This is a genomic window from Ruegeria sp. CK3 (assembly GCF_056536565.1).
This window is the reverse complement of record NZ_JBQFPV010000012.1, coordinates 148010-172687: the sequence shown is the minus strand read 5'-3', so window position 1 is coordinate 172687 and position 24678 is coordinate 148010. Positions and strand designations below refer to the sequence as shown.

The window sequence follows — 24678 nt, the reverse complement described above, 5'->3', positions numbered from 1 at the left end:
TTCACCTAAAACTTGGCATCCCCTCAACTCGGTTGATAATTCCTCCAATGCTGGAAGCTGCTCACGCATCCTCAACGACATAATTTACTGGAAGGTTGGACCTTTTAACTGGAGATGATCCATTATCGTGTTCAAAGACAGTTGAGTGAACGGTGGCACCTTCAGGAACAATTCTTTCTTCGAACCATGGAACATAGAGACCCAGAATTCTCTTTCTTCTCGTTGAAACGTGTCGCCTCTTAGGCCTTGGCACTGCCTCCAACAAAGACCAAGCCGCATTCATTGAGTTATTGATTGGCGCTTGCAAATTAGGACCGACGTAGTGTCCACCGTTCTTCGCAAGAACAATTGTATTGATAGTGCGCGTCTTGAGCTCTAGGCCTGCCTTTTTCGCTTCATTGACCATCCACTCAAGCGGTATCTTAGCAATCGCGCTCTTGGCTTCGGGATAGCCGCCACCGACATCTCCATGTGAACCAACAAACCAGACCTCCTTTACGTCTTGCTCGATCTCCGACTTCGGGTCGAAGTGCTTTGTGCGGTAAGGGTTGCCGGTTGGCCAAAGTTGTGGCTGAAACATTGTTCTTCGTTCATCCAGGGCGACGGCATGCCGCACACTCTCAATGCTGGGATTGGTCGTTGTAAACGCATGCGATCTAAGTCTAGGCCCATATCTTCCGCTTTCAATGACTGATCCAACAGTGTCAAACAGGCCTAATAGACGGATTCTGGGTCGAGTTGGCCGCAGTATTCGCTCAAATAGGCGAACTTCGGCGAACGCATTCTCGCCGCCCTCGCTCTTTTCGTTGTCGCCAATGCTCTTATAAGCTCGGTAGGCGTAATCCAACAGGTTCAGGTTATCTGGATGCATTAGCCCAACTGCATGAATAAAGCCCGCCAATACCCTTGCGGTGTAAGCGCCACGACTGAATCCGAAAATGAAGATCCGATCGCCTTCGGTATCAGCTCCGTCTCCTGACCGATGCTCGTAGTGTTGCACAAGATAGCGATAGGCTTCCTTTACGTTTGCATCTAGACCCCAACCGGTCGCCAAACCCCAAATCTCAACGCCCCGCCGGTAGTAGTAGGAAGCGGAGTTCTCAGCTCCAAATGTGCCTACCCCGGGATCATAAAACACAGACTGTTCCGGCGACTTGTTTAGGCATCCAAACAGCCGCAGTATGTTGGTCCTATCCTGCGAAATCTCATTCGATGTTCCGTCGCACAAAATGACGATGTTCTTGCTCAAATGCTGCATCCTATGGGTAAATCGTATACAGGTAGACTAACACCAAGCGTTTTAACTTGAACCGAAATTTTCAAAGAAGTCTCTTGTTGCCGTCGGAGTGCCGAAGGCGGAGTAATTTTGAGGTAAAAGATGACTATTTCTTATGACGATTGCCGACCATATCTATCGGCCACTCTATTCACAATCGTGGATGACAGTGACGACCTTCTTGTGGATCTAAGAAAAGATATCATCGCTGAACTGCGGTCTAGCGTACTGCCAAAGAACGAAGCATCTTCAGCAACTCGCAGCTTCTCCAGCGTCCAAGATCCAGCAGACGCACCGGATGGAATGCAGCTTACCTGGCTGGCGTATGATGAGAAACGTCCACCAGCTTGGTACACTCAGGATGACCTGAAAAACACTCTGCACCATCTCGTCGTTGTGTCTGCGTTGGGAAATGTTCTTTCCATTTGTTGCACAGACAATGGCGCCAGGCAGACGATTGTACGTTCAATAATCAAAGCAGAAAAAGCATCCTTCAAACGCATCGAAAGAATGGGCGCAAGCGACGTTGAAGCGGCGTTTGTTGAAGGAAAGGTCCGGACTCTGTGGCTAAGTGGCGCTCATCGTCGTTCGCTCGTCAAGCCGGACTCCAAAGTGCTCTCCGGAGCGGAGTTAGAAAACGCCTTGGATCCTTTGGATGACCAAAGTTACTTCTTCAGTTCGGTACGCACCACATCATCAAATGCTGAACTTGAGCATGCAGGTCGTCCTGCCATCGTGGGAGCTAGTCCGAAGCATGCTCGAGTATGGCTTGGCCCAAGTAAAGATTGGGAACAATTTGCGGACCGAATGGCGAAATTGCTTCTTCAGGCGAAACAAAGGTTGGTCGACGGGGCTGACGATTATAGTCCAATTCCGGTGCTTGCGCGCCCCACAACAGACCTTGAGGGTGTAGAACATCCCTATGACGTAGCGATCGTCGTGCCTGAACAATTGCTTGCTGACGAAGTCGCACGGGGCGATGACAATCGCTGGCTACAACAGTTCGCAGACCAAGTTCACTTTGCTGTAACTGAACAAGACGGTTCGCGCGATTTCCGCGCCCGAGTGATTTGGGGAGATGAGGAGTATGGAGAACTGGCGTTTAGCTTCGAAGCCAAGTCTGACGGAAGTCATAAACTTATCATTGAAAAACAGACCTGGGATGAAACTAGGGAACATCATGAGGAAATTCTTGCGGTCTGCAGCGAGCCGGAGAACCTGACGCTCTACTTTGACACCGGCCACACCTATTCGCGTGGTCAGTTCTACCGAACTCAATTCCGAGATGCGCAGTTTGAAGACTGGGAATGGATAGACATGGCTGCTGCTGGTGTTTCCGTAAAACAAGAGAAACCTTTGGACGGCCGCCGCTTTGCTGTTGAAGCCATAGGTGACGATGATGATACATCACTGTTTGGTTTGGTTGTGCGTAATTGGCCGATCACCGTGAACTTTGGTGACCCTTCTGGCTGGCTTGTTTGTGACGATGGCGCCGGTGAATCAGCCGATTTCATCCACCTAGACGATACCCCGGGCGCTGCGAAACTCACTCTGATCCACGCAAAAGGTAGCGGGTCTGAGAACGACACTAGGCAAATTTCTGTCTCTGACTACGAAGTAGTAGTCGGCCAAGCCATCAAGAACCTGCGACATGTTGATCGAAATCTCCTTCGCGAGAAGCTCGAACTGAATGGAGAGGGAGTTTTGCGCGATGCAGTGTGGCACAATGGAGTCCGCCAAGCTGACAGAACTGGGTTTCTAGCCGCTTTGGCTGCCGTTGGCTCAAGCGCCGAACTGGAAGTGGTCATTCTGCAACCAAGAGTCCGACAGGAAGCACTTGCAAACGCAAGACAAGCAATGACCGATGGGCATGCAAACGCCACGACGCGGAGAATGCAGCAACTCGATGCTCTACTATTGGGCGCAAAGGCAAACTGCGGGGCTCTCGGAGCCAGCTTTGTCGTAATCAGCGACGCTAGTTAGGAAGCGATGCAAAGAAGAGTTTGACTTTTCGCAAGGGCAAGTATGCTTAAGCGCCCTTATGTTAAGTTGTACATTCGGAGGCTGACACCACGTGTTGGGAACAATTAGGTCGGATGCCGAACCACTCTGTAGCGTTTTTTGAACTCGCGAAGAACCAGTTCGAGCGTAGAGACAAATTCCGACTCGTTGAAACTCATGCTTTTGCCGCCTTCATGTAGATAGCGCCAATCAACGAACGCGTTTTGATGCTGGTACAAGACGTTTCGGATTCCATTCTCAGCGAAGATGCTGGGGAACATCGGAGCAACGGTACGTCTGAACTCTGTATCCAGCTTTTGCTTGCTGTCTAGCGCAAGTCGGTCAAACAGCTTGATTAGATTGTGACTTCTCGGAAACTTCGGGTCATCATAATCGAACACAAACCATGCCTTAAGGGCCAATTCCATCGATAGAGCAAGGAGCATTGGCTCAACACCTATATGAATGCGCTCGTCCCAATCCTCACCCTCTTCGATATCAAAATCTTGGTTAGGGATCGTTTTGGTCTTGCGCAAAATTGCTTGCGCAGCGTTTCCGATCTCAATTGCTTTCGTTAAGCGAGCGCTCATGAATTCTTCCAAGCATAAGACTGGTAGATGCGGTCGACGGGGTATCCACCACCCACAAACTATTGCCGCTGATGAAGAGATGTCGAGGCCCGCTTCAGAAACAGATTCGTATCCTAGCACCCAAGGATTGGGGGCACCCCACCCCATCGACGGGTATCTGTCCAGATCAGGTAGGGCGCGCTCTCGGTCCAAGCGACTTGGCGAGCACTAGTGATCCCTATGAGCATTGAGCCGTTTGAATTTGACAGTCTCCACAAGGCAACGCGCAGATGCTATCAAAAACCAAGTGAGCAGGATCGAGATGACGCTTGGAATGACAACAGAGTTCTTGCCTTGGACTAAGGCTTTTGAAATGGCGGGTGTCGAGGAAATGCCCCAGACTGCCAGAGGGTTTTGGGGGCACGCACGGGGCGCAGGTGGTCACGTTGTATGCTCGGTGTGGGACGATCAAATACAAATGGGGCAGGCCCGCGCGCACATCCCCAAAGACAACCGAGGTGGCTACAAGGAGGCGGCTTCCGAGCTCAATATCGGTGATCGGGTTATCGTCCTACTCCGCTCGCGATCGACAGACCTTGGGAAAGTTATGCCAACTCTTTGGCAAGTTGCCTCGAAGCACTTTGATCAACCCGGCCAAAACAGCATCGGGTATCTTGTTATGGAAAACACCGGCGAAGACTTCCCTGGTTAGGTCCTTCTAGCTGGTGCAGCAAACGAGCCGCGGTCTCCGGATACAGGAAAGCATGTAAGTGTTTAACGGGCGATCCTACCTTGCCTACTTACGCGCGCGCGCGCCTGACTACGCTTGATTTGCCTGATTAACTATCTGATTTTGATTGTAATTTCGAGATTTCAGTCCTAAAATGAGGTGAGGCCAAAGGAGGTCTCAATGGCTACATTTCGATTCACAAAGCGCGCAGTAGAGGCGCTTCCACACCCTTCAGAGGGGCAAATCCTTCACAGAGATCAGTTGTTACGCGGCCTCGGGGTTCGGGTTGGTGCAATCTCCAAGGTTTTCTACGTCGAAGGCCAAGTAAACGGTCGGACGCGCAGGGTTACAATCGGGCGTGCGGATGTCTTGTCCGTCGATGAAGCGCGCAAGCGCGCACTGGTTAGTCTGAGTAGTATGGCTTCGGGGATAGACCCTAACGCGGAGAAACGAAAAGCCGCCCAGGACAACATTTCAACCTCTCTGGCGTTTAACCGATTTTTCGAAACGCGAACAACCTTAGCTGAAAGTTCTCGCGACAGGTACTCACGCACGATCAAGCTCTATCTGCGCAAATGGAAGTCATTGCCCCTAACCTCAATTACCAGGCAAATGGTCTTGAAGCGGCACCAGCAGATAGCAAAAGACCATGGGGAAGTTACTGCGAACACGGTCATGCGCCACTTTCGGTCCGTTTATAATGTGACCGCAGCTGGCTACGACGAGTTCCCGCCAAACCCTGTCCAGATACTGACCCAGGCTCGCGCGTGGTTTCCTGAATCCCGACGGCGTAGCGCCGTCTCAGCTGGCGATCTGCCTGCATGGTGGACCGCAGTCATGAATGAACCGGAATATTCGCGCGACTTTCTGTTGATTGCGCTATTCACAGGGATGCGTAGAAACGAAATCGCGAGCCTAAGGTGGGAACAAATCAACCTTTCGGAGAAGGCACTGCATATCCCCAAGACAAAGAACGGAGACCCACTTGATTTGCCTTTGTCAGATTTCTTAGTGGAGTTGCTTCAAGAACGTCGAGAAACGCGTCGAAACTCGCCCTGGGTCTTTCCCAGCAATGGGCGAACTGGCCATATCGTTGAAACCAAGAAGTTCACATCCCGCGTCTGCGAGGCAAGCGGTGTCAAATTCACTCTGCACGACTTACGCCGCACCTTTATCACTATCGCCGAAAGCCTCGACATCCCCCACTACGCGTTGAAACGCCTGCTGAACCATCGGCTTTCTGGAGATGTCACGGCTGGCTATATTGTCAGTGATGTTGAGCGCCTTCGAGCACCCGTTGCTGCCGTGGCAAACAGAATCCTTGAGCTCGTGTCCAATGAAGAAATGAGGGAGGCATCATGAACGGCTCCGACGAGAATTGGTTCGACGACATGACAATTGAAGATGTTGACTGGCGTGACGTAAGCCCGCTCTCAAACGCATTTGTCGACACACTTCTTTTGGCACTCATTCGCGCGCACCCAATGCAGTCAGGCAAAGCAGTGAATGAACTCGAACGGCTCCGCGACGCGAAGGAGGCGCTGTTCGGCATCAAGCCAAAAGACGACCTGAAAACCATTCGGGACTTCCCACTTCTGGCAGAAATGGCGCGGGAGTACATCGCAGATCGCGGAGGAGCCACATACCAAATGGGTGACAACAAGGTCGTTTGGGGCGACGATTTAGCATCAGAGTGCCGAGGAGTGAAAACACTGGCGCGTGAAGTAATCCATCAACGCAAAGAACTCGGGGAAGAGTTTAGCACGATGGTCGAGGAGGATAGCGTCGTTAACAGGCTAGCCCGCAAGTTTCGAACTCAGCGCGACGAGCTCGTCAATCAGGTCACGATCTACGACGGCATAGAGACCGGGCATGACTTGGGGTGGCTCCAACAAGCCAGGTCGCTTCTTGGCCCGTTCATGATCCCAGTTGCCGAACCAGGGGAGCCGGTGCGGGACATGAAGCACCTATTTTGAATGATTGGCTCTGACTAGATTTGTTTGATTATTGGGAGACCTCCACAGACGAAGGAGGTTTCCAATGGAGAATACAAACGACCCGCTCTTCAACACCAAGCAAGCTGCGGCGCTGCTTGGTCTCAGCCACCAGACACTTGAGAAGTGGCGTTCTCTTGGCATCGGACCAAGCTATCTGAAGCTTGGAAACAAAGCGGTCCGCTATCGCCGTTCAGCATTGCTGGCCTTCATCGATGGAGGCACAGATGTCTGAAGATCTCAAACTCAGCGATGCTGTAATTGATCTGCTGGATGGAATTGCCGCGCTCGGCAACCCGCAGACGCACGCAATCTACAATGCGCTCGGCCAGCCAAAGTATCGCCCCATTAAGTCAGGTGTTTCGCGTGCCGCAATCGTCCGACATTTAAATGGTGAAAGACCAATCGGTGGTTACTTTGTTCTTTCTGATTCAACGCGTGTCGCAGTCATCGATTTTGATGATCACGATGGAGATATGTCGTGGGACGAGATGGAGGCAGCAGCGTTACCAATAATAAGAGAATTGCACAGTCGAGGTTTGAAGACACTCTGTTGCCGCTCAGGCGGTGGCGCCGGGCTCCATGTCTGGATGTTTTGGGAGGAACCACAATCAGCAAAACTAGTTCAGCAGTTCATAAGGGCTGTCATAGAAAGCTGCGGCTTCAAGCACGGAACAAAGGGTGGGGTCCGCGAAAAGGTCGTCGAGGTCTTTCCAAAGAATGTGAAAGTTGCTGAAGGGAAACTCGGCAACCTGGTGGCGTTTCCTTTTGCTCGCAAGTCGGTCCCATTAAATGCGGCTTTGCACCCAGTCCCTTGGGGCGATTATCAACCGCTGAAGATCGACGAACTCTACTCACCAAACGTTGAGTCTTTATACGATCCACCGGCTCCAAAAGGGCCGAAGAAGTCCGTACAAACAAGACAATTGCCAAAGACAGCCCCCATGGACAATGGCTCAAGCGCGGACGAAAAGGAGGTTCAAGCAGCGCTAAATTTCATAGATTCCGATGACTACGAGACTTGGACAAAGGTTGCTTTCGCTTTGAAACACAACCTTGGAGAACAGGGTTTCGAACTCTGGGATCGATGGGCCTCCTCCTCTACAAAATATGATGGCGCGGACGAATCCCGTAAAATTTGGGACAGTATTGAACCTGACGGCACTCTTACTATCGGAACGGTTTTTCATCTCGCAAAAGATGGAGGTTGGGAGGGGAAAACGCACCCAGTAATTCGCGAATACAACGCCAAGTATGGGCTGCTAACCTACGCTGCAACGACGCGCATCATATTAAAGAATTCCACAAGCTATGAGGTTCTTTCTTGGCTGAGCAAGCAAGCATTCATCGACCGAAACAAATCGGAAAGGTTTTCGGTGGTCGATGAAAATGGAAATGTCCGCCAGCGCTCCAAGACTGATTTCTGGCTCCAAAGCGCTGATACGCAACACTACCACGAGGTGATTTTTGATCCATCTTTGCCTTCCGGTCACAACGGCGAACGGTGGAACACATGGCGTGGTTTCGCGGTCGAACCGGAGCCGGGCGACTGGAGTGGCATGCAGGAGCACATCCACCAAAACATCTGCAGCGGCGACAATGAGAGATTCGAATGGACGCTCAACTGGATGGCTTTGGGTGTTCAGCAGCCAGCACATGTTATCGGCACTGCCCCTGCGCTTATCGGCCTGCCAGGCACAGGGAAGGGCGTGTGGGCTAATGCATATGGTGCACTTTGGTTTCCGCACTTTGTGACCATCACAAAGGACGATCACGTCAGAGGCCGCTTCAATCATCACATGCTCGGGCGACGGTTAGTCTATGTCGACGAAGCAATGTTTGGAGGTGATCGGCGAAACGCGGGCGTGATTAAGACAATGATCACGGAACCATACATCATGATCGAACAAAAAGGGGTTGATCCAATCATGATGAAGAACCGCATGATCTTCATTGTAACCTCAAATGAACGATCCGTTGTTCCCGCAGATGTCGGTGATCGCCGTTGGCAAGTATTCTACGTATCCGACCAAAGGAGAGACGACAAAGCCTATTTCGCAGCGATAATGCAGCAGATGCAAAATGGTGGATACCAAGCCATGTTGTATGACCTGGTAGAGCGTGACATCTCAAAAGGACCAGATCCACGCAAAACGATCAAAACGCCGGAGCTTTTTGACCAGATCATTCAGGCACAAGGCCCGATAGAGAAATACCTTTACCACGTCTTGGACCTCGGGCAGTTGCCACAACCAGACGCTCCTGGAAACGGTCCAGGGATCACAACGATCGCTGCAATGCACTCCGAGTTGGTTCGCAAGTTTCCTAAATCTGATTATGTCCAGGAGACCATCTTCGGTCGGGAACTCTCAAGAGTGTTCGGCAAAATGCGCAAGGTGCTAAGTGGGAGTTTTATCGCCGGTCACCTACGCTCAGGCGATCCCATTCTGGACCGTTCGACACGATATTACTTTCCCTCCCTTTCGATCTGTCGCAGACGCTTCGAAGATTTCATAGGTCAGACTATTCCGTGGTCTAATGACACAAGCGAGTGGCTCGGAGATGCCGACCCTCCGAAAGATTACGGCGACTTCGATCCCGGCGGTGCGCCGCCATTTTGATATGGGTGAAATAGGCAAAATGGGTGGTTTGGTGCCGCCCATTTTTGTTTGGTCTATGGTGTTTAGCCTGTTTACCCATACTACCTATATTACCCATACTTCTATTTGTTTACCCGGCTCAACATTGCGTGCGGGCACCAGATCATCCTGGGCGCTTCTGTGGGCAGTGTACACTCGCCTTGTTGCTATGATGGCAGAGTACCTGGTGTTTTACGTTTAGTGCCTCAGCGGAGCAATATGAGGCCCAGGGGGCATTCATGAAACTAGCTTTGCGAAGTCCAAACTAAACGGGAGGATTCAGGACATTCGCGGTTGATGCAAATAGTAGTAACCCAAGTCAGTCATAGCGGACATCGAGGTTGTTAGGTGTCCGCAACCCGAGCCCTTATGCAGCTCAAGTGCGATCAACTAGTTGGCATCAACGATTTAGAGACCTTCTTGTGCTGAAATTGGAAAAGACAGCGAGGGGCGATAACTGCGGTCACGCCCACCCTCAAAGTCAAACTCATATAGGCACAGGCGTCCGAGCCCTGGTGCTTGTTGACCGAGGAAGAACGTTAACGCATTGGGCGCTGCGACAAACAGATGGGTTACTGATCTAGGTGGTCGCGTGCAATCTGCTGAGCGCATCGCGTTCCCTGCAGATTGAGCGAGATCGAATGCATGCCGCCCCGCTGTGACAGCCAACGAACTCGATCCCGTTGAGGGGCGAAGTACCAACAACCGCCCGACAGAGGGCAGCTCGTTTTCAACGTAACGGAGAACATCACTAGCGATATCGTGCGTAATACCAACGGCCACAGCGATGTCAGGTGCGTCAGTTGGCAGGTTGATGAGCGTCTGATCGAGTCTCGACCATTCTGAATCAGCAGGAACGTCATCTGCGGCCCAAATGTTTCGCGCGATCGTTCTCTGTTCTAATTCGACACTTCGACCGGACTTAATATTGAGCACGCTACCAGCCGCGAAGGATAAAGTGGTGTGAGTGTCCAGCGCCAGTCGCAACCTTACTTGGTCACTTGCAGCGGACCGGAGGAATTCTGAGAGCTCCGGATAAATTGTAGCTGACCAATCCGCGTCATCACGAATGTATCTTTCGTCAAAAACGGGAACAAAATTCAGAACTTCATCACATCGATCTTCGAGCCGATCAAAGGCGTGCTCGAACGACTTCACCCCATATACCTTAGGACGCTCTAGGGTATTTCCGAAGAGGCCCTCTCCCTCGCACAGCGCGCTGAAACTATCACGGTCGAACTCCACTTTGCCTTGGCCCATCCACTGAAAGATGAGGTCATCGTATAAGAACGCGCTTTCATGAGGTGGGACTCGGCGCAGTCCAACAAAGGCAAAAAGCAAATCCAACCTATCACGCAAATCGTTTAAGGTTTCCGAGGTGTGTCCGAAGGCCATTGTATTTGCCAGAAGCCGCAATTCGTCCTCATCGATGTTGAGATGCTCCCTCCATGCTTTTCGGATTCTGCCAACGGCACTGTTATCCGTCTTGGCCGCATAAAGGCGATCCAGGCGGATAGAACCCGACCGCTGACTGATGACAGGATTGAGCGCGTCGGCACGATCTAGCTGCCAATTTGTCACCAGCTTGAATTGAGCGCCGTACCCGTCTGGTGCATTTTTCTGCTGCGCGTCGCGTGCACGCTGAAGAAGTGAGCGGGAATTTGCATTGATGAACTCCGGATCCGCTAGATCGGAGTATCCATAGGTGCCCGGGGAAACATGCCACTTGCATTGCAAGTGCTCTCGTTTCAGCGGCTTGCCGGACGCATCCTTCGGCTCGCTACCGGAAGCATATTCCGTCCAGACATCATCAAAACTCTTTGGCCCGTTTTCGAAACCGACACGAATGATCGGACTGTCCGGGTCAAGTAGCCTGGCCGCGCGGAGCCAGAACTGACGGGCCTGGAAGGTGTCACCATCTCGCCTTGAGGTCACCGCCTGCGTCATCGGTTTAGCTCAAACTGCAACAGCGTCGTGAAATGGAGGTGTCGGCTTCATCTCTCGTGCAATTTGAACCGCACGCGCACCATCTACAGGTCGTAATGGGTAAGCATCGAGTACGAGCGCAGGGATGAGCCGCTGTGTTAAGTCGGAAAATGTAAATCCATGCGACCTGCCTTCGGCAGGGCCTGTCGCCGCCACGAGCGCTTGCAAATGCTGTGGCGTTAGACCGAGCGGCTCAAGACGGTTCGAAAGAACGAATCGGCGCTGCGCATCGTCAGGTCGCGAAAACTCCAAAATATCGGCTGCGCGCCTCCTGACGGCGGGATCAAGAGAATTCAGCCGATTTGTACACATGATGATAGCGGCAGGAACCTTTGCATTCGCAATTTGATCGACGCCACGTATGAAGGCATTCACACCGGCGCGATCTTCGTGATGCATCTGGCTTGCTTCGCGCGACTGCGCCAATGCATCTGCTTCATCGACAAGCAGTATAACCGCACCCCGATTTTTGACGCCGCCGGTGGCCAGTTTTTCGGCCGCCTGTAATGTGTACTCAAAAGCTGAAGAGATCAGTTGCGTCATTTCACCGACCCGGCCCTGGCCCCGCGTAGACAAGCTAAGTGGCATCAAAGTAATGTCTATCTTCTCTTGGCGGGCAACGGCATCACCAATGGTTTCGGCAAGCTCGGTCTTACCCGATCCTACGTCACCAGCGAGAACAACTAGTGGAGGTCTGCGCAGCACGGTATCCAGCAGCGCAGCTGCACCGGGGTGATGACGATTGGCCCATTCGGCTAAGCCTCCGGGATTGACCAAAAGGCCCAGAACTTTCGCCAGTCGGTCTTTTTGCTGATCCAAACCGACGAGGCGTGCGAGCCGCTCTTGTGGTTCGAAATCCGGATATACGAGGCATCTGTCAAACAATTCGCCTAGGGTTGGCTTCATCTCCATCACAAACTCCGTACGGTTGCTCGTTCGAGGGCGCGACCACCCGAAGAATATGTCTTATCATTCGAAAGATACCCACTCACCGTGGGTTCCGCTGCACCGGTTCGGACGTATGGTAGTTCTGCTTCAAACGCGTCTTGTTCAGCTGTGCTCAAAGCGTGCCATTTGGCGCTGTAGTCCAGATATGTGTAGAAAGAAGCTCCTACAACGTCGGCCCCTGGGCGGATTTTCCCCGGGTCGTCATCCGCAGAACCACTGAAAAGGTCTTGAGCGGTGTACTTCAGCGTTGGTTCTATCCAGAAACCGTTTCGCTTGAATCCGTACCAAACGTAATTCAGATAACCGGCTTTTATCAATGCGATTGCTTCTGTTTCATACTGAGAAATCTTGTGATCACTTGGCGACCCATAAAGGCGCTGAACGCGCTTCAGATCAGTCGCAATCTTTGCCGCCATATGACGGGCATGTGTAACCGTGAAGGTCGTGCTGTCAGAAATTGTAAGACTGTAAGACATGCTGCTACCTCAAACTTGAAAAGTCGAGCCAAAGACCTTTTGCCAATAGGCAATCGTCAGCTGTTTTGTTGGTGCCGCCAAAGCAGCATCTATTGCATCGCCAGCATCAAGCGCGGCGTCTACAATCGCGTCTGCGTTCGATGGCGTGTATAGGCGCGCGACGTTGTTGTCTGCATTTACTGGGTCGATGATCTGCACCGTGTCCGTAAGAGAACCGACGCTTGATGGCGAATAGTAGTCTGAGAAAACAATCCGTTCTCGCATATTGCTCTTCGCGATGTACGTGAAGAAATGCTGGAGAGCCTCGGGATAGTCGCCAAGGTCAAGACCATCATCGCAGAGCTTCGCCAAGATCATTTCGATCATGAATGACTTGAATCGGAAATCCGGATCTTCATTTTTCAGTCGCCGTGCCCAAAACTTCACCAGCCGCACGACCTGAGCGAAATGTGTCTCCTGAGACTTCTTGCGTTTTGACGCAAAATCAAGGTGAAGTGGAATGCTGGTTTTAAGGAATGATCCGTCTTCCTGGCTGACTAAGTCACCATACCATTGTGGGTCTCCGCTGTAGAGTATCGGGACGATGTCTACATCAAGTCCTGTTCCCTTGAACGAAACTGTAACCGAATAGGTCTGGGGCTGAACTTGGTCCGAAGTGAAATTCGGAAACGCTTTGCGCAATCGCTCTGCAATGTAGTTGAGGAGTTCATCGACGTCCTTTGGAGCGTCAGCGCCACTCACATAGCATGCTACATCGATGTCATTGAGTGACCGAAGCGCGGTTCCTTTGGCCAAGCTACCAGAGAGCAGCATCTTTTTCAGCGTGAAGTCGGGATGCTCATTGAGGTAACCTTCCAGCTTTTCACGAAGTCGCCGGGCCTGGGCTCTAAACTCATCCGCCTTCGCTTTGGGTAGATTTACTCGATCAGTGGCAAACTGTGCAATTTCCTTATGCCCTACGTGATCTCTGCTCATTTCCTCAGCCTCTCTGCTGCAAGCCTCTATTTCATGACCCGAATCTCCCTCTATTCGCATCAACACTATTGAAACTATATGGGTATAGATGCTATACATGTCAAGAAGCAATAGGGGTCAAAAATGCCTGATATTTCACCACCGGGACGCAACCTCACTCCCCGCTTCGAATTCATCGAATGGCGTTTATTCTGGGAAGGCCATCTGAACCGGAGCGATCTTGAGGAGCGTTTTGGGATTTCGACGCCGCAGGCCTCGGTTGATCTTAGAAACTATCGAGAAGCGGCCGGGGAGAATATTGAGTACAACGCGACAGAGAAACGTTTTGTCGCATCAAAATCGATGAAGCCTCGTTTCCTGAGCGTTTCGGCCAATCGGCTCCTTTTGCAGCTTAGGGCCTTGGTTAACGGCGTTCTTAAACGCGATGACCTAATGTTCAGCCAGACCCCTCCGGTCGATATCACACCGGAGATTGTGCGAGACGTCAGGGCAGAAGTCCTTCAGGGCATTTTGGGTGCTATAAAATCCAAAAGAGCTCTTGCGGTTCTCTACCAGTCACTTACCAGCTCTCGATGGCGCGAAATCGCTCCTCATGCACTGGCATTCGATGGTCATCGTTGGCACGCGCGGGCTTGGTGCTGCGAACGTGAGGAGTTTCGTGATTTCGTATTGACCCGCATTGAGAAGCTCGGGAAATCGAGAGAGGTGGACTTTGACCCCGATCACGACTTTGCTTGGCAGACCAAGGCAGAGCTTTGCTTGTGCCCCCACCCTGAATTGAGCAAAGAACAGAGTGACGCGATAGAACGTGACTACGATATGCAGGATGGGGTTCGTAGAATTGAGATGCGGTTGTCACTGGCTTTCTATTTCATCAAACGCCTAAACTTGGACCTTGATGTCTTGGAGCCGGCCCGCGCCCAGATACGGTTAGCCAACCTCACTGAAGTTGAGGCTGCAATCTTGGACGCTCGAGAAAAGTCAATACTTTTTAGTGCAAATAGAAAGTCCTGACACGATACAGGCGACTGGGCGAGATCAATCTCAGGAATGGACCTCCGCGATGCAGAAACAGCGAGGCCGGAACGACAACGCCTTGGTCGTGAAAAAACTCTCCCAGACTGCTGGCGTGTTCGGGAAGGCTTCCAACCAAGCCCCGATCTAGTGAGACATATATGCGAAGCGCAACAAAAGCCCCCGTCTAGCAGACCTCGAATTCGCCACTACTCAGAGTCTGCAGTTGGAGTGAATGCCTTCTCTGACGGGCGGCCCTGCGGCATCAGGAAGGTAGGTCGAAGGTCCGGATCGGGCCAAATTGATTGCACCTGAGCAGGATAGTGGTGCCTCAAGAGGGACTCGAACCCCCGACCTTGTCCTTACGAAGGACCTGCTCTACCAGCTGAGCTATTGAGGCTTTCAGGCCCTACTATGGCCCTACTAGTTCTATGTCTTTGCCGCGAAGCCTTTGGTTTCGCAAGTCATTCTCGCGGGGACCCGCTAATTACGAATGACGTGCTCTACCAGCTGAGCTACAGCGGCACCGTTGGTCCTCCGAAGCTGAATTCGGAAGGATGCGAAGGCTTTTTTAATTCGTCAGGTCTGCGCCTGCAAGCCCGGATCAGCGCGCTGCGGCTTCATGAAAGTTCTGTGACACAACAGGTTTTCCGGTTGACCACCAACTTCTATTTCCATATTTCATGAAATATGATAGAAGAGATCACCGATCAGCTGGCCATTCTGGGCCATCCGCAGCGCATCACTGTCTTTCGCATGTTAATGCGACGGTTTCCCGACACTGTGCCCGCGGGTGAGCTGGCCTCGGAGCTGGATATCAAGCCCAGCACCATGTCGAACTATCTGAATGCGCTGCAAAGGTCCGGGCTGGTGACTCAGGAACGCTCAGGCACTTCCCTGCTTTATTCCGTCGATATGACAAAAGTGCAGGGAATGCTTGATTTTCTAGTCGTCGATTGCTGCCGGGGTCGTCCCGATATCTGCATGCCTTTCACACAGGGAAATGAAGACATGACTGACCGCAAGTTCAACGTCCTGTTTCTATGCGTGGGCAATTCCGCCCGCTCGATCTTTGCCGAAACACTGCTGCGCCAATTGGGTGGCGACAGGTTCACCGTCTATTCCGCCGGAACGCAGCCCGCGTCCGAGTTGAATCCCTTTGCCGTGCAGGTGTTGCAGGACAAGGGTCACGATACTTCGGTCCTGCGCTCCAAGCATATGTCGGAATTTGCAACCGACGGGGCGCCGGAAATGGATTTTGTTTTTACCGTTTGCAATCAAGCTGCGAACGAAGACTGCCCGGCCTGGGAAGGCCAACCGATCAGCGGCCATTGGGGCATGGAAGACCCGGTGAAAGCTACCGGAACCGATGCCGAGAAAAGCCTCGCCTTTCAAAACGCCTATGGCGCGCTGAAGCGCCGGATCGAGGCGTTCACCTCCTTGCCGGTCGAAAGCCTTGACCGGATCGCCCTACAATCTGCTGTCGATGACATCGGCAGAACCTCTGTCGGAGACTGAAATGACCACATATGCTGTGAATGGCCTGGGCCGGATAGGAAAACTGGCTCTGAAACCGCTGTTGGAGAAAGGCGCCAAGATCGCCTGGATCAACGACGCGGTCGGAGATGCCGAGATGCACGCGCATCTGTTGGAGTTCGACACGGTTCATGGCCGTTGGGACGCCACTTTCGAGCATGATGACGAAAGCGTCACCATCAACGGCACCCGCCTGCCCTTCATCGGCACCAAGGATCTGAGCGCTCTGCCGCTGGACGGCGTCGATGTGGTGATTGACTGCACCGGTGTCTTCAAGACCGAGGCAAAACTGGCCCCCTATTTCGATGCGGGCGTAAAAAAAGTTGTCGTCTCGGCCCCGGTCAAGGACGGCCCGACCGCCAACATCGTGATGGGTGTAAATGAAGACATCTACGATCCGGCTACCCATCAGATCGTGACCGCAGCCTCCTGTACAACGAACTGTCTGGCCCCGGTGGTGAAGGTCATCCACGAGAATCTGGGCATCCGCCACGGCTCGATCACCACGATTCATGACGTGACCAACACGCAGACCATCGTCGACCGTCCCGCCAAGGACTTGCGGCGCGCGCGGTCGGCGTTGAACTCGCTGATCCCGACCACAACCGGCTCGGCCACGGCAATCACACTGATCTACCCCGAACTCAAGGGGCGTCTGAACGGCCATGCGGTGCGGGTGCCGCTGTTGAACGCCTCACTGACCGACTGCGTGTTCGAGGTTGAGCGTGAAACCACCGTCGAAGAGGTCAACGCCTTCTTCAAAGCCGCCGCCGAAGGTGAATTGAATGGCATTCTGGGCTATGAGACCCGTCCGCTGGTGTCAACCGACTACACCAATGACGAGCGCTCTTCGATCGTCGATGCGCCGTCGACCATGGTGGTGAACGGGACACAGGTGAAAATCTATGCCTGGTATGACAACGAGATGGGCTATGCCCACCGCCTGGTCGATGTGGCGTTGATGGTTGGGGCCTCGCTGTGACCGATCGGCCCGAGGGGCTGTCGGCCTATATCGCGGTCACGGCGGCCTATTGGGCTTTTATGCTGACCGACGGAGCCTTGCGGATGCTGGTGCTGTTGCACTTTCACACGCTTGGCTTCTCGCCGGTGCAACTGGCCTATCTGTTTGTCCTCTATGAGATCGCCGGGATGGTGACGAACCTTGCAGCGGGCTGGATCGCGGCGCGGTTTGGCTTGACCTCGACGCTCTATGCAGGGCTGGGCTTGCAGGTTGTGGCGCTGCTGGCGCTGACGCAACTAGACCCTAATTGGGCGATTAGCGCATCTGTGGCCTTCGTCATGATCGTGCAAGGCGCAAGCGGAGTGGCCAAGGATCTGGCCAAAATGTCCTCAAAATCCGCAGTGAAATTGCTGGCCCCGACCGAGGGCGGCGGGCTGTTTCGCTGGGTAGCGGTGCTGACCGGATCCAAGAACGCGGTCAAAGGGCTGGGCTTCCTTCTTGGTGCAGCCATGCTAGCAACGCTGGGCTTTCAGGCGGCGATCATCGTGATGGCACTCGTTCTCGCCGTGATCCTGTTCGCCGTCATCCGCTTCATGCCCCCCGGCCTGCCCAAGGGGCGCAAGGGCGCAAAGTTCTCTGAGGTCTTTTCGAAATCTGCCAACGTCAATTGGCTGTCCGCCGCGCGGGTCTTTCTGTTTGGTGCCCGCGACGTTTGGTTCGTGGTCGGCATCCCAATCTATTTCTACGCCGTCCTCTCGGATGGTACGGAAGAGGGCAACCGCGCCGCCTTTTTCATGATCGGCACCTTCATGGCGTTCTGGATCATCCTCTACGGCGTCATTCAGGCCAACGCGCCCAAAATCGTGCGGGCCTCAGACCGGTCCGAGGGCGATTTAATCCGCGCCGCACGCAGCTGGGCCGCCATGCTGTTCTGCGTTCCTGCGGCTCTAACGCTAGCAGTTTTGCTGTCTTCCGGGCCGGAAACATGGCTGACAATCACTTTGGTCGTAGGCCTTCTGGTGTTTGGAGCAATCTTCGCCGTTAACTCATCCCTGCATTCCTACCTGATCCTCGCCTTCACCAAGTCCGAACGGGTCACGATGGATGTCGGCTTCTACTATATGGCCAACGCGACAGGACGCCTTTTGGGCACCGTCCTGTCCGGCTTTACCTATCAGGTCGGCGGCCTGCCCCTTGTGCTGGGCACAGCGGCTGTCATGGTGGCCCTTGCGGCGCTCACTTCGGGCAAGCTGACCGACCAAACAACTGAGGCATATTCATGAGCATCTTCGAGCGCTATCTGACCATCTGGGTCGCCCTCGCCATGGTCGGCGGCGTGCTGATCGGACTGGCCGCGCCTGGTCTGGTCGGCCTGATCGCCGGGGCCGAGGTGGCCAGCGTCAACCTGGTCGTGGCCCTGCTGATCTGGGCCATGGTCTATCCGATGATGGTCGGCGTCGATTTCAAAGCGGTCGCGGGCGTGGCCCGGCAACCCAAAGGTCTGATCGTGACGCTGGCGGTCAACTGGCTGATCAAACCCTTCACCATGGCTCTACTGGCAGTATTGTTCTTCGACTATGTCTTCGCCCCGTGGATTCAGCCGGAAGATGCTGCACAATACACCGCGGGTCTGATCCTGTTGGGGGCCGCACCCTGCACCGCGATGGTATTCGTCTGGTCGCAACTGACCAAAGGCGATGCGACCTATACTCTGGTGCAGGTCTCAGTAAATGACTTGATCATGGTGGTGGCTTTTGCGCCGATCGTCGCCTTTTTGCTGGGGGTCACCGATATCTCAGTCCCATGGCAAACGCTGGTTCTGGCCACCGTTCTCTATGTGGTTTTGCCCCTGATGGCCGGTTTGATCACCCGCAAGCGGCTGGGCTCGCAGGAGGCCATCGATGCCTTTTCCGCCTGGGTCAAGCCGTGGTCGATCATGGGTCTGATCGCAACGGTGGTGATCCTTTTCGGCCTTCAGGGAGAGACGATCCTGGCCAAGCCCATGGTCATCGTCTTGATTGCCGTGCCGATCCTGATCCAAAGCTATGGCATCTTCGCGCTGGCGTACGGAGCTGCCTATGCCCTGAAGGTCCCGCACCGGATCGCGGCCCCGTGCGCCATGATCGGAACCTCAAACTTTTTCGAGCTGGCCGTTGCCGTCGCCATCAGCCTTTTCGGCCTGAACTCCGGCGCGGCGCTTGCAACGGTGGTGGGTGTGCTGGTCGAGGTACCGGTGATGTTGTCACTGGTGGCCTTCGCCAACCGCACGCGGGCCCGGTTTCCCGAATCCGCGACCCTGTAAACCATTCAGCGCACCGAATGATCATACAACACCGCAATCGCCGCCGAGGCGATGCGTGTGCGCCGGTCATCGGCACGACTTGTCAGCATAATCGGCACCTGCGCGCCCAGGACAATCCCCGCAGCCTCGGCCCCTGCCAGATACATGAGCTGCTTGGCAATCATGTTGCCGGCCTCAAGGTCCGGCGCGACCAGAATATCGGCCTGCCCCGCCACGTCGGACTTGATGCCCTTGGTCGTGACCGCGCGCATCGACACGGCGTTGTCAAAGGCCAGAGGGCCATCAAGCATACCGCCCGTGATCTGCCCACGATCCGCCATTTTGCACAGGGCACCAGCCTCGACCGTGGATTGCAGCCGGGGTGTAATGGTCTCAACCGCTGACAGGATCGCTACTTTTGGCGTCTCGATCCCGATGGCGCGGGCCAGATCAATCGCATTCTGAACCATATCCGCCTTGGTCTGCAGATCGGGCGCTATGTTGATGGCCGCATCGGTGATCAAAAGCGGTTTGGAATAGGTCGGCACATCCATGACGTAGACATGGCTCATCCGGCGTTCGCTGCGTAGACCATTGGTCTTGGAGACGACGGCCGACATGACCTCATCCGTGTGCAACGCGCCCTTCATCAGGGCCTTAACACGACCATCACGCGCCAGATGCACCGCGCGTTCGGCCGAGGCATGGCTGTGCGGTGTATCAATGATCTCAAGCCCGCCGATATCCAACCCGGCCGCATCCGCCGCATGTAGTATCCGGCTGCGCGGACCGACCAAAACAGGCTCTAACAAACCTAAATCGCGGGCCGAGAGCGCCCCCTCCAACGCGCTTTCATCACAGGGATGGACCACAGCCGTCGGCAACGGATCCATTTTCTGAGCCGCGCTCAACAATCGGTCATAGGAGGCGCCTCGGTGATGCAAAACCAGATCCGGCATCGCCATTCGGGGCCTTTTGACCTTTTTGTCCGGCGCGATCACAACGGCCTGGCCAGTGATCACAGGCTTGCCATCGCCAGTCGTACAGAGACAATCCAGAGTGACGTGCTTATTCGCGGGCTGCTTTTCGGTCACGGTGACGCGCACAGTGACCGTATCGCCGATACCAACGGGTTTAAGGAATTTCAGGGTCTGATCCAGGTAAATCGTCCCCGGCCCAGGTAATTGCGTACCTAACACATTGGATATCAGCGCGCCGCCCCACATGCCATGTGCGACCACCCTGTGAAAAACGTCCGCCTGGGCAAAGGCCTCATCCACATGGGCCGGGTTCACATCGCCTGAGATCGCTGCAAAGGCGTCGATATCCTGCGCGGTCAAGGTGCGGGACAGCTCGGCGGTATCTCCGACACTTATCTCATCAAACGGCCGATTTTCGATGAAGCCGATGCCGGTATCCTCATCCGATGACATCCATTCCCCTTTCAATACAAAAGCCAAACCTTGGGCAGACAACCCGAACAGTTGCTGTTCAACGACCCATAAAGGCTCAATATGACAGAGACATGCAAGCGCCGCGACGGTCAGACCGCGCGATCCTGTGCGCGATACGAACCCGGGCTGCGGTTGGTCCATTTCCGGAATGCGCGGTGAAAATTCGCCGGGGCCGAGAAACCCGTATCGAACGCAATCTGCTCGATACTGTCGCCGCTTTGCTGCAGGGCGCGGATCGCAATATCGCGGCGCAGGGCGTCCTTGATGTCCTGAAACGAGGTGCCCTCGTCCTTGAGACGCCGGTTCAGGGTCCGGGGCGTCATCTTCAGAGCAAGGGCCGCATCGGAAAGCTGGCTGCTTTTCCAGGACGTCCGATACAGGAACGCCCGGACCTGCAGGCTGTTTGTATGGGCGCGTGAGTTGGTGAAAATCCAGTCGATCGGCGCGCGTTCCAGAAATAGAGACGCCTCAGCCGGACTGCGCGTGATCGGGGGATCAAAGCGGCGCGGATCGAACAGAATGCTGGTCTGCGGAGCATCGAATGTGACCGCGCAGGGGAAGACAACCGCATAGTCCGCCGCAAAACTTGGCCGCGCAAAGGCAAAGCGAACGGCTTTCACCGGCGTTTCCGATCCGCTCAGCCATGACAGCAGCCCATGCGCAAGTTTCAGGATCAGCATATGGCCAAAGCGCTGGGGTGCCGTGTTCTGTCGATACGGTACCAGCGAAAGCTCAGCCACGTCCGGCCCGGTGCGAAGGTCCAGGTGGAAATCGTCCAGCAACAAATTCCAGAATGTCGAGAAACGATACAGCGCCGAGGTCAGACTGCTTGCTTCCCGCAGGACAGTCACAAGGTGCTGCAGCGCGCGCGGTCGGATGGGACGGCTCCAGAGGCCCATCATCTCGTCCCCGGTCTCAGGCGCCGCAAGTTGGTACAGGCGGGCGATTTCCTGAAGCGTCACGCGCTGTGCAGGCTCTGACGCAGTGACGTGCAGGCCCGAACGGCTCAGCAGGAACTGCATCTGATCTGCGCTGCAACACTTCCCCAATGCCTCAAGCCAATCCCGGATGAAACCGGCAGAAACGGTTGTAAGTGAGATGGGGTCATTGCTGACCATGATCGCCCCCAGTTTGGCAATATCGGATAGTAACTTGGCAATATATGAGCTTTTCGGCAAGCTAAACGGCATATAAATGACGTAAAACCACAACGACCATTGGGGGAATCTGGCATGTCCTATCAGCCACCCGTGCAGGATCTGATGTTCTGTATCGAACACCTGTCCCATTGGGAAACAGTGTCCACTCTGGACGCATACTCTGGTTTCGACCTGACCGATATCGGCGCTGCGCTAGAAGGCTATGCCCGGTTTTGCAGCGAACAGATCGCGCCCCTGTCCCATATCGGAGACACGTTGGGCGCACAGTTTGACAACGGTCGCGTGACGATGCCCGAAGGGGACGCGCAGGCCTATGCACAGTTTGTTGAAATGGGCTGGCAGGCCCTCACGCACCCGCCAGAGTTTGGCGGCATGGGACTGCCGCGTACGGTTGGCGCGGCGGCAGTCGAGATGCTGAACGCTGCCGACATGAGCTTTGGCCTGTGCCCCTTGCTGACCGATGGTGCGATCGAGGCGCTGCTGCTCACGGGCTCGGACGCGCAGAAAGCTACCTATTTAGAGCCCTTAATTGCTGGGCGCTGGTCGGGCACGATGAACCTGACCGAACCGCAGGCGGGCAGCGATCTGGGTCGCGTCTCGACCAAGGCGGTGCGGCGCGAAGATGGTAGCTATGGCGTGTCCGGCACCAAGATCTTCATCACTTATGGCGCACATGACCTGACTGAGAACATCATTCATCTGGTTCTGGCACGCACCCCTGACGCGCCCGCCGGACCGAAGGGGCTGAGCCTGTTCATCGTCCCGCAGAAGATGGTGGCAGAGGATGGCTCGGTCGGGGCCGAGAATTCGGTGAACTGTGTCAGCATCGAACACAAGCTGGGCGTACGCGCCAGCCCGACGGCGGTGCTGGAATACAAGGACGCCAAGGGCTTCCTGATCGGTGACGAAAACCGCGGGCTGGAATATATGTTCATCATGATGAACGCGGCGCGCTTTTCGGTCGGCGTTCAGGGCATCGCGACATCAGAACGCGCCTATCAGCGCGCCTTGGCTTATGCGCGGGACCGGGTCCAAAGCCGCCCCGTGAATGGTCAGGTCAAGGATGCCGTGACGATCATCGAACACCCCGACGTGCGCCGCATGTTGATGCGGATGCGCAGCCTCACCGAAGGCGGGCGGGCCATGGCGGCGGCCACAGCCGGTTTGCTAGATATCGCACATCATCAGAGTGATCCGGAGATGGCCGCCCTGGCCGAGTTCATGGTTCCGCTGGTCAAGGGCTTCTGCTCGGAACGCGCGGTCGAGGTCGCCTCACTGGGCGTTCAAATCCACGGCGGCATGGGCTTCATCGAAGAAACCGGAGCCGCTCAGCACTATCGCGACGCCCGCATTCTGCCGATCTACGAGGGCACCACCGCCATTCAGGCCAACGACCTTCTGGGCCGCAAAGTCATGCGTGACGGGGGCGAGACCGCCCGCCGGTTCGCCGCCCGTATAGCGGCAACCGAGGCCGAGCTGGCAGAAGGCGATGCCACCGCGCAAGCCATCGGTGCAAGCCTTTCGCAGGCACGCGCCGCGTTTGAAGCCGCGCTGGATTGGCTATTGGAAAACAGCCGCAAAGATATCGACGCCGCTTTTGCGGGCTCGGTCCCGTTCCTGATGCTGGCAGGTACGCTTGCGGCGGGTTGGAAACTGGCAAAAGGCGTCACCCCGGCGCAGGCGGCGTTGAACGATGGACAGAACACTCAGTTCATGACCCAGAAGATCGCCACCGCGCTGTTCTTTGCCCAGCACATCCTGCCGGAATGCAGTGCCGAACACACCCGCATCTTACACGGCGCGCGCAGCCTACTTGATGCGGCCTTCCCCGAATAACACCTTTAAAAGGATCCGCAATATGAATGATGTCGTGAACCCCGCCACCTATGAGAACCTCGCGATTTCCGAGCGTGACAACGGCCTCTATGTCGTGACCCTGAACCGCCCGACCAAGCGCAATGCACTGGACGTGGCTACAATCGAAGAACTGATCCGCTTTTTCAGCGGCGCGCGTATGGCCGGCGTGCGGGCGGTGGTGCTGACTGGCGAGGGCGATCACTTCTGCGCGGGTCTTGATCTGGTGGAACACTGGAAAGCCGACCGCAGCCCCGATGACTTTATGCATGTTTGCCTGCGCTGGCATGAGGCGTTCAACAAGATGGAATATGGTGGCGTGCCGATCATCGCCGCCCTGAAAGGCGCGGTGGTTGGCGGAGGGTTGGAGCTTGCCAGCGCCGCCCATATCCGCGTCATCGACCCCGGCACCTATTTCGCTTTGCCCGAAGGTCAGCGCGGGATTTTCACGGGCGGAGGCGCAACCATCCGCGTCTCGGACATGATCGGCAAATACCGCATGATCGACATGATCCTGACCGGCCGTGTCTATCAGGGGCAAGAGGCCGTCGATCTGGGGCTGGCGCAGTACATCACCGAAGACGGTGGCAGCATGGCCAAGGCAATGGAACTGGCAGACCAAATCGCGCAGAACCTGCCTTTGACCAACTTTGCGATCTGTTCAGCAATCAGCCATTTGAACAACATGTCCGGCATGGATGCAGCTTATGCCGAAGCCGTGGTCGGCGGCGTGGTTAACACGCAGCCCGCTGCGCGCGAACGGCTGGAAGCCTTTGCCAACAAAACCGCCGCCCGCGTGCGGCCCAACAGCTAAGACAGGCAGG

General features: G+C 54.8%; 21 protein-coding genes and 1 tRNA gene. 13 read left to right on the top strand and 9 right to left on the bottom strand.

The genetic code is table 11. The features are described from left to right. Positions 1 to 61 precede the first annotated feature (61 nt). On the bottom strand, positions 62 to 1249 hold the full coding sequence (locus ACR0C3_RS19140; protein WP_480759968.1) for a T6SS phospholipase effector Tle1-like catalytic domain-containing protein: 1188 nt from the start codon (positions 1247 to 1249) through the stop codon (positions 62 to 64). Positions 1250 to 1435: 186 nt separating this feature from the next. On the opposite strand from ACR0C3_RS19140, the gene ACR0C3_RS19135 reads away from it, so the two are divergent. Continuing rightward, complete coding sequence (locus ACR0C3_RS19135) at positions 1436 to 3259, top strand: hypothetical protein (protein ID WP_480759967.1); 1824 nt, start codon at positions 1436 to 1438, stop codon at positions 3257 to 3259. Between the two features lie 104 nt (positions 3260 to 3363). Here the strand turns inward: ACR0C3_RS19135 and ACR0C3_RS19130 are convergent, their stop codons facing one another. Then, positions 3364 to 3867, bottom strand: a complete 504-nt coding sequence (locus ACR0C3_RS19130) for a hypothetical protein (RefSeq protein ID WP_480759966.1) — start codon at positions 3865 to 3867, stop codon at positions 3364 to 3366. Between the two features lie 226 nt (positions 3868 to 4093). Between ACR0C3_RS19130 and ACR0C3_RS19125 the strand changes: the two genes are divergently transcribed. The 5 genes from ACR0C3_RS19125 to ACR0C3_RS19105 all read left to right on the top strand — a co-directional run bounded on the left by ACR0C3_RS19125 (position 4094) and on the right by ACR0C3_RS19105 (position 9191). Beyond that, on the top strand, positions 4094 to 4558 hold the full coding sequence (locus ACR0C3_RS19125; protein WP_480759964.1) for a hypothetical protein: 465 nt from the start codon (positions 4094 to 4096) through the stop codon (positions 4556 to 4558). 198 nt (positions 4559 to 4756) lie between these two features. Beyond that, the gene (locus ACR0C3_RS19120) at positions 4757 to 5938 is read left to right on the top strand and encodes a tyrosine-type recombinase/integrase (protein WP_480759963.1); all 1182 of its coding nucleotides are present in this window, start codon (positions 4757 to 4759) and stop codon (positions 5936 to 5938) included. After that, on the top strand, positions 5935 to 6552 hold the full coding sequence (locus tag ACR0C3_RS19115; RefSeq protein ID WP_480759962.1) for a hypothetical protein: 618 nt from the start codon (positions 5935 to 5937) through the stop codon (positions 6550 to 6552). Before ACR0C3_RS19120 ends, ACR0C3_RS19115 begins: the two co-directional genes overlap by 4 nt. Before the next feature lie 64 nt (positions 6553 to 6616). Beyond that, complete coding sequence (locus ACR0C3_RS19110) at positions 6617 to 6805, top strand: helix-turn-helix transcriptional regulator (RefSeq protein WP_480759960.1); 189 nt, start codon at positions 6617 to 6619, stop codon at positions 6803 to 6805. Beyond that, positions 6798 to 9191: a DUF5906 domain-containing protein gene (locus ACR0C3_RS19105; RefSeq protein WP_480759959.1), complete on the top strand. Its 2394-nt coding sequence runs from the start codon at positions 6798 to 6800 to the stop codon at positions 9189 to 9191. The genes ACR0C3_RS19110 and ACR0C3_RS19105 overlap by 8 nt, the downstream gene beginning before the upstream one ends. A 426-nt stretch (positions 9192 to 9617) precedes the next feature. Here the strand turns inward: ACR0C3_RS19105 and ACR0C3_RS19100 are convergent, their stop codons facing one another. From ACR0C3_RS19100 to ACR0C3_RS19085, 4 genes are read right to left on the bottom strand one after another with little or no spacing between them, the layout of a single operon-like run. Then, on the bottom strand, positions 9618 to 11156 hold the full coding sequence (locus ACR0C3_RS19100; protein WP_480759958.1) for an SAVED domain-containing protein: 1539 nt from the start codon (positions 11154 to 11156) through the stop codon (positions 9618 to 9620). Positions 11157 to 11165: 9 nt separating this feature from the next. Further along, positions 11166 to 12107: an AAA family ATPase gene (locus tag ACR0C3_RS19095; RefSeq protein ID WP_480759956.1), complete on the bottom strand. Its 942-nt coding sequence runs from the start codon at positions 12105 to 12107 to the stop codon at positions 11166 to 11168. Further along, a complete protein-coding gene (locus ACR0C3_RS19090; RefSeq protein WP_480759955.1) occupies positions 12107 to 12619 on the bottom strand; it encodes an HORMA-1 domain-containing protein in 513 nt (170 codons plus the stop codon). Before ACR0C3_RS19090 ends, ACR0C3_RS19095 begins: the two co-directional genes overlap by 1 nt. 9 nt (positions 12620 to 12628) lie before the next feature. Further along, positions 12629 to 13594, bottom strand: coding sequence for a CBASS oligonucleotide cyclase (locus ACR0C3_RS19085; protein ID WP_480759954.1), 966 nt, complete (start codon positions 13592 to 13594; stop codon positions 12629 to 12631). Between the two features lie 123 nt (positions 13595 to 13717). Between ACR0C3_RS19085 and ACR0C3_RS19080 the strand changes: the two genes are divergently transcribed. Further along, positions 13718 to 14608 carry a helix-turn-helix transcriptional regulator gene (locus ACR0C3_RS19080; RefSeq protein ID WP_480759952.1) on the top strand — a complete coding sequence of 297 codons (891 nt, stop codon included), beginning with the start codon at positions 13718 to 13720 and terminating at the stop codon, positions 14606 to 14608. Positions 14609 to 14932: 324 nt separating this feature from the next. Here the strand turns inward: ACR0C3_RS19080 and ACR0C3_RS19075 are convergent. Beyond that, positions 14933 to 15008 (bottom strand) — tRNA-Thr (locus ACR0C3_RS19075). A gap of 290 nt (positions 15009 to 15298) precedes the next feature. On the opposite strand from ACR0C3_RS19075, the gene ACR0C3_RS19070 reads away from it, so the two are divergent. From ACR0C3_RS19070 to arsB, 4 genes are read left to right on the top strand one after another with little or no spacing between them, the layout of a single operon-like run. Continuing rightward, positions 15299 to 16126, top strand: a complete 828-nt coding sequence (locus tag ACR0C3_RS19070) for an arsenate reductase/protein-tyrosine-phosphatase family protein (protein ID WP_480759951.1) — start codon at positions 15299 to 15301, stop codon at positions 16124 to 16126. A gap of 1 nt (position 16127) precedes the next feature. Then, on the top strand, positions 16128 to 17126 hold the full coding sequence (locus tag ACR0C3_RS19065; RefSeq protein ID WP_480759949.1) for an ArsJ-associated glyceraldehyde-3-phosphate dehydrogenase: 999 nt from the start codon (positions 16128 to 16130) through the stop codon (positions 17124 to 17126). Then, positions 17123 to 18388, top strand: coding sequence for an organoarsenical effux MFS transporter ArsJ (arsJ, locus tag ACR0C3_RS19060; RefSeq protein WP_475217246.1), 1266 nt, complete (start codon positions 17123 to 17125; stop codon positions 18386 to 18388). The genes ACR0C3_RS19065 and arsJ overlap by 4 nt, the downstream gene beginning before the upstream one ends. Then, the gene (gene arsB, locus ACR0C3_RS19055) at positions 18385 to 19407 is read left to right on the top strand and encodes an ACR3 family arsenite efflux transporter (RefSeq protein ID WP_480759948.1); all 1023 of its coding nucleotides are present in this window, start codon (positions 18385 to 18387) and stop codon (positions 19405 to 19407) included. Before arsJ ends, arsB begins: the two co-directional genes overlap by 4 nt. Before the next feature lie 5 nt (positions 19408 to 19412). Here arsB and ACR0C3_RS19050 read toward each other — a convergent pair whose 3' ends face one another. After that, positions 19413 to 20819, bottom strand: a complete 1407-nt coding sequence (locus ACR0C3_RS19050; protein ID WP_480760014.1) for a bifunctional enoyl-CoA hydratase/phosphate acetyltransferase — start codon at positions 20817 to 20819, stop codon at positions 19413 to 19415. Between the two features lie 110 nt (positions 20820 to 20929). Then, on the bottom strand, positions 20930 to 21958 hold the full coding sequence (locus tag ACR0C3_RS19045; protein ID WP_480759947.1) for an AraC family transcriptional regulator: 1029 nt from the start codon (positions 21956 to 21958) through the stop codon (positions 20930 to 20932). Positions 21959 to 22072: 114 nt separating this feature from the next. Between ACR0C3_RS19045 and ACR0C3_RS19040 the strand changes: the two genes are divergently transcribed. Together ACR0C3_RS19040 and dmdD are read left to right on the top strand one after the other, a co-directional pair. Next, entirely contained in the window at positions 22073 to 23836 is a 1764-nt protein-coding gene (locus ACR0C3_RS19040; RefSeq protein ID WP_480759945.1) for an acyl-CoA dehydrogenase family protein, read from the top strand. A gap of 22 nt (positions 23837 to 23858) precedes the next feature. Beyond that, positions 23859 to 24668 carry a methylthioacryloyl-CoA hydratase gene (gene dmdD / locus ACR0C3_RS19035; protein ID WP_170462976.1) on the top strand — a complete coding sequence of 270 codons (810 nt, stop codon included), beginning with the start codon at positions 23859 to 23861 and terminating at the stop codon, positions 24666 to 24668. Positions 24669 to 24678: the final 10 nt, after the last annotated feature.